This window comes from Nitrospira sp. BLG_2 (genome assembly GCF_049222245.1).
This window is the reverse complement of sequence record NZ_JBLYIG010000371.1, coordinates 1-4,805: the sequence shown is the minus strand read 5'-3', so window position 1 is coordinate 4,805 and position 4,805 is coordinate 1. Positions and strand designations below refer to the sequence as shown.

The 4,805-nt window shown below is 52.6% G+C and carries 5 protein-coding genes; 1 reads left to right on the top strand and 4 read right to left on the bottom strand.

All coding sequences use genetic code 11. The features are described from left to right. Together ACOSYY_RS10315 and ACOSYY_RS10310 are read right to left on the bottom strand one after the other, a co-directional pair. Positions 1–629 (bottom strand): sigma-54-dependent transcriptional regulator (locus tag ACOSYY_RS10315; RefSeq protein ID WP_421662251.1); only part of this gene is annotated, 629 nt, incomplete at its 3' end. Between the two features lie 256 nt (positions 630–885). Further along, a complete protein-coding gene (locus tag ACOSYY_RS10310; protein WP_421662249.1) occupies positions 886–2,646 on the bottom strand; it encodes a SulP family inorganic anion transporter in 1,761 nt (586 codons plus the stop codon). A 488-nt stretch (positions 2,647–3,134) separates the two neighbouring features. Here ACOSYY_RS10310 and arfB point away from each other — a divergent pair, with 488 nt between their 5' ends. Further along, on the top strand, positions 3,135–3,545 hold the full coding sequence (gene arfB / locus ACOSYY_RS10305) for an alternative ribosome rescue aminoacyl-tRNA hydrolase ArfB (RefSeq protein ID WP_421662248.1): 411 nt from the start codon (positions 3,135–3,137) through the stop codon (positions 3,543–3,545). Positions 3,546–3,588: 43 nt separating this feature from the next. On the opposite strand, the gene ACOSYY_RS10300 is transcribed toward arfB, so the two are convergent. Both ACOSYY_RS10300 and ACOSYY_RS10295 read right to left on the bottom strand, forming a co-directional pair. Next, on the bottom strand, positions 3,589–4,245 hold the full coding sequence (locus ACOSYY_RS10300; RefSeq protein WP_421662246.1) for a tetratricopeptide repeat protein: 657 nt from the start codon (positions 4,243–4,245) through the stop codon (positions 3,589–3,591). Between the two features lie 248 nt (positions 4,246–4,493). Continuing rightward, the coding region (locus ACOSYY_RS10295; RefSeq protein ID WP_421662244.1) for an SDR family oxidoreductase at positions 4,494–4,805 on the bottom strand (312 nt) is incomplete at its 5' end.

The following is a 4,805-nucleotide window of genomic DNA, read 5'->3' as shown; positions in this document are numbered from 1 at the left end:
TCGAACCGCATGGATGAAAGAGAGGTGCAGCTGATCTTCACAAACGGCCCCTTCGCGCGCGTGCTGTTATGGTGAATAACACGGGCTAAGAATTCTTTGCCGGTCCCGGTTTCTCCCATCACGAGTATGGGCACATTCGGGTTCTGAGCCACTTCCCGCACCTGAATCAGCAAGGCTCTCATCGTCAGACTCTGTGCGCTCAAGTTGCTTAATTGATATTGATCGGCTTCGTGCTCGTTGCTGTAGGACACGCGCCGCTTCAGCAGAATATGTTCAAGAGCCCGGTTGATGACCGGCTCTAGGGTTTCAAGATCGACCGTTTTAATGAGGAAATCAAAGGCGCCGAGCTTCATGGCTTCAACCGCATCTTCTACCGTCCCATATGCGGTCAGGATGATTACGAGCGCATCGCAGCCTTTTGGGCGAAGCGCTTGCAGAACTTCAATTCCGGTCATGCCGGGCATCTTCAGATCCAGCAGGATCAAATCCGGCACATCGTCTTCCAACGCGTCGAGTAGTTCTTCGCCGGATTGAAATGATCGAATCCGGTGCTGCATACGAGAAAGCATTTTTTCCAGTGCGTTACGAAACGCAACCTGATCATCCACCACAAAAATACTTGCTTGCATTATGGGAGATCCCCCCATGGCATGCTACTGTATGCAGCGTCATGCTGCAAGACGGGTGCCGAGGGCTACATCTCTGGGTTGAGAATCCACTGAGACCCTGTGGAGAGACATCTTTTGATCAGCGTATAAATTTTCCACGTGACTTGGGTATCGCTTTGGAGTGGTGCGAACCCTCGCGTTCCCCTATGTTAACGAGGCATGCCTGCGAGATTCGGCATTCATTAAGTTGAACCTGCGACTTATGTCTCGGAGGTTTCTACCCGTACGCCATAGCATCTCCGGATTGGCTCACTCGATATGCCAAACGGTGGTGTGAATGAGAAAGGAAATGCTGGGTTCCAAGAATGACGCAATTATGACCCGCCTTCACGTGTTGATCTTGGAACTGATACAGATACTCCATCGCAGTGTGGTCCACGACGTGCCCGGCCAAGATGATCATGAAGTTGTCTCTATGATTCGGGAGAGCCTTGAGCTTCGCATCGAGTTTCATGAGATTCATGCAGCTGAGCGATGAGAGGTAGATCTTGTAGGGATGTTTCATATCCTTGGCTGCAACACTCATCACAGGTATATACCCTCCGCCGCGCATGCGCCCGTCGCCAATTCGGATAATAGGATCCCCGAACAGTTCTTTAAATGCCGTCCAGACACGAACTGGGAATGATTCGGTGGGATTGGAGTGGAATTGCCGTTCAAGCGTGAGCGCTTTTACCACATCAAAACACAGTATGAGGACCTTCGTCGCGGTTCCAGCGAGTATTCCGGATAAAATATCCGAAGAGTAGAGTGTGACCACAACACAGACAATTGCGATCAGGAGTTGCTCTGCGCCGATTGAAAACATCTTCAAGAAAACTCCTGGTGCACACAGCCTCCACCCTATAAAGATCAGTAACGCAGCCAAGACAGTGAGCGGGATTCTGTTAATCAGGTCGGTTCCGGACCATACAAAGAATGCTATGAATAGGGCGCAGTAGAAATTCGTCCATAAAGTACGGCCGCCTGCGATGACGTTCGCCGTACTCTTGATTCCCCCCGGAATGATCGTCAATCCACCGGCCAAGCTGGAGAGAATATTGGACACACCCATGGCTCGAAGCGTAACATTGGGATCCGATTTTCTGCGGAAGGGGTCGATCTTATCGATTGCGGCAATGGTGGCCAGCGTCTCGGTTCCGTCGATAAAAGTCAGCGTGACGACCGTGGTCAGCAATGCAAACCATAGCTCGGGCCGCTGCCATATTTCCAGGAAATGCGGGAAATGAAGGCCTTGCGCAAGAGCATTTTGAGGGACATGAACCAAATAGGTTTCGGGGAAGTGCAGGACCCACCCGGCTACTCCTCCCAATGCAACGACCAGGAGTGGTGCTGGAATATTCCTCGTCCATTTTTGTTTTTTGATCGTGTCGTTGTCGAGTCCGAAAAGTAGCGCCAACGCAATACTGCCGACGGTAAAGACTTCCGGATTCATTCCTATGATTTGAGCGGGTATGAGCGGGATGGCTTCCGGAATCGATTTCGCCGGAGGAGTGAGGTGGCCCAAGAATGAGGGAATCTGTTTGATGATAATCAGTATTCCGATGGCGGCCAACATCCCCTGAAGCACCGACATTGGGAAATACATGGCAAAGCGGCCGGCCTTATAGATACTCAGCAAGACCTGGACTGCTCCGGTAAGGCAGATGGCCACGAGCACCAGAGGGTACCCTGCCTCCAAGTTTCCTTGGCCGAGCGTCAGCATCCCGGCCAGTAGGGCAGGTGCAAGACCTGCCGCAGGTCCGCTGATGGTAATATAGGCCCCGCCCAGAAGAGGAAAGACGAGTCCTGCAATGATCGCCGAGATCAATCCTGTAATCGGAGCTGCCCCGGAGGCCAACGCAACCCCAAGGGAAAGAGGAAGTGCCACCAGCGCAACTTGAAGCCCTGCTACCAGATCATACCGCCAATGCTTTAACCCCGGCATTCCGTTTTGCGGTTTTTCGTCCTGAGGAATAGCCACGTGTTCAAGAGACATCGCACCCGTCCGATTTTATGGTAGCTTTGTTACCCGCCGCTCACTCGAATTGAATGTATGCGTGTCGCAATACAGCGGCATGGTCCTACCGATCACAAAGCACATCCGATGCCCGGGTGGTGGATTGACGAGATTCACATGAGGAGGGGCGCACAGGACGAAGAACGACAAAAATTACTATGAGTTGGAGAAAAGTTCTCGTAGAAGAACCTAAGAAGTCTTTTTCGTTTTCTTTTGAGTGAGCGAATCCATGCTGATGCAAAAGTGCGAATTCGCTCTCTATGGAAAATGCTCTTTGGGTTCTACTAAAGCGGAAAGCCGCTTCGCATGAGTTCTGTAATCCTGATGACGACGTTCCAAATCGCTGTCGATCCTATCCCCATTGAAGGCCATCATCGATTCGTTAGTTAAATGGCTTCGAACTTGCTTGCTGGCATTACGAGTCCCCCCTCATTGCGGCGGGATACGTATTACGTTTACTATTCATCATGCTTCACATTTCATCGTCTATTGCCATTCCTGACCACGAGATCAGCTTCCACGCTATACGATCACAAGGCGCAGGAGGGCAGAACGTCAACAAAGTCTCAACCGCCGTCCATCTGCGATTTGATATTCATAGGTCATCTTTGCCGCGGATCTATAAAGACGCCCTTTTGAATCTGCATGATCACCGCATATCAGCTGAGGGAGTGATCATGATTAAGGCGCAGCAATACCGCACCCAAGAGCGCAACCGTGAGGACGCGTTGGGTCGCTTACGGACGCTCATTCAACGTGCGGCGATTCCTCGTAAGAAACGAAAAGCGACCGCGCCTACACGGAGCTCTCAGGATCGACGGATTGAACGGAAGAAGCGACAGGGTCGCTTGAAGGCGCTGCGGAGAACATGTGAGTAGTCTTGATCACGCCTCCGATCAAGACCGATGGAACAGCAGAATGTTAAAACTGGGCTTTGTGGCTTGCCTTGGCGGCGTTCATCTTAAGCTGCTCCAACACTGCTCTGGCTTCGGGGATAAAGTCGAATCGATGGTGTGTTTGGGCAAGAGCTAAGGCGTCAGTCGCCAATGTTACGGCTTCCTGATGCCGACCATGCTCACACCACACCCTGGCAAGCGATAATCGGGCATTGACGGCTTTCGGCGCTCGGCTCACGACATGTTCCAAGAGCGCCTCCCCTTTTTCGGCATCGCCTCCCAATATGCTCGGTAGCTTCACCAATAACGTGCCTTTCGCGGAGAGGGCATCGATGTGAGCCGGATTGATTTCGATGGCTCGGTCAAGTTCGTTCATCATGCGGCGGAGTCCGAAGAGCGAGGTCAATGATTCTCCATCGATGCGGAGCAGCTCCCCCAGATTACAAAATAGTGCAAAGTGGGCGTCGGCGCTTCCTTCATCCGCTGCCACCGCACGCTCGCCCAAGATCTGTCCCTGTTGAAAATGGGCGAGACGCGTCGCACGATCCATGGCCAGTCTCCCGCGATGACATTCTTCGAGAGCCTGTTTGACAAGAGTCTCGCCTGACTGCTGTGCCGAAGACAGTGTCGGCAGGGGGGACATGCCGCTTGCCAGGATAGCCACCAGTGCGAGAGTTTTCATCCGCATCATTACTCATCAAGCGACAAAACGGCTCATCCCAGTATGGCGGGCCTGACAGCACCTACCGCGTTCACCGACACTGTGACGGATGTGCACTGATTGATACATGAAAATGTGCTTCATTGAACGCTTTCCCATCCGGCGACCACCGACCACTGACAGACAGGTTCCCGCGACATGTCGGGGGCATAGCGCGATGTCCTTCATCACTCGCCTGGGATCGACGCTGATCTTTAGTCGTCGATGGGTCAAGAGATTCCCTGATCTCCAGAACCCATCATGCCCAAAATATTGAATCCTCCATCCACGTAGATCACTTCGCCGGTAATGCCTCGTCCCAACGAGCTGACCAAGAACATGGCGGTGTCCCCAACCTCACTCTGTTCGGTAGCGCGTCGAAGCGGAGCCGCCTCTTTGTGGTAATCGACCATCTTGGTAATACCTGAGACTCCGCGTGCTGCCAGTGTTTTGATCGGTCCTGCGGAAATGGCATTGACCCGGATATTCAACGGACCCAGGTCATACGCCAAGTAGCGGACCGCGGCTTCAAGTGCGGCTTT

Coding starts and splice junctions, on each gene's coding strand:
- arfB (WP_421662248.1), top strand. CDS start 3,135: ATGCTTCACATTTCATCGTCTATTGCCATTCCTGACCACGAGATCAGC.
- ACOSYY_RS10310 (WP_421662249.1), bottom strand. CDS start 2,646: ATGTCTCTTGAACACGTGGCTATTCCTCAGGACGAAAAACCGCAAAAC.
- ACOSYY_RS10300 (WP_421662246.1), bottom strand. CDS start 4,245: ATGAAAACTCTCGCACTGGTGGCTATCCTGGCAAGCGGCATGTCCCCC.